Genomic DNA, 401 nt, shown 5'->3' with positions numbered 1-401 from the left:
TGGGCAAGCCCAACTCCACCGCATCCGTCGAGGGCTCGACGCCCGGCGGCCGACTGGGTGCACGGCGGTGAGATGAGGGCACCCGATCAACGCTCCCACCGGTCCCGGCTGCGCCCGTCGCGGCGGGTATGGCTCGGCGGTGCGCTCCTGCTGGTCGCACTGGTCGCGGTGGGCTGCTATCTGGGTGTCCGCGCCGAGCAGGCGCGGTCGGCTCTCCACGATGCGCAGGACCACGCGGTGGCCGCGAAAGCGGCACTGCTGTCCGGTGATTCGCGGAAGTCGTCGGGGGAGGCGTCGGCCGTGCGTGACTCGGCGGCCGACGCCTACGCCGCCACCAACGACCCCCTCTGGCGGGCCGCGGCAGCGGTCCCGTGGTTGGGCCGGCCGCTGGCCAGCGTGCG

General features: G+C 74.6%; 1 pseudogene. It reads left to right on the top strand.

Annotation, left to right across the window (positions count from 1 at the left end):
- Positions 1-72 precede the first annotated feature (72 nt).
- Positions 73-401: pseudogene (locus tag B1964_RS29720) on the top strand (hypothetical protein); the annotation flags it as partial.

It is taken from the genome of Gordonia sp. i37 (genome assembly GCF_002043085.1).
In the GTDB taxonomy this organism is placed as follows: Bacteria; Actinomycetota; Actinomycetes; order Mycobacteriales; family Mycobacteriaceae; genus Gordonia; species Gordonia polyisoprenivorans.
The sequence above is the reverse complement of the archived record's forward strand: the minus strand, read 5'-3'. Positions and strand labels throughout refer to the sequence as shown.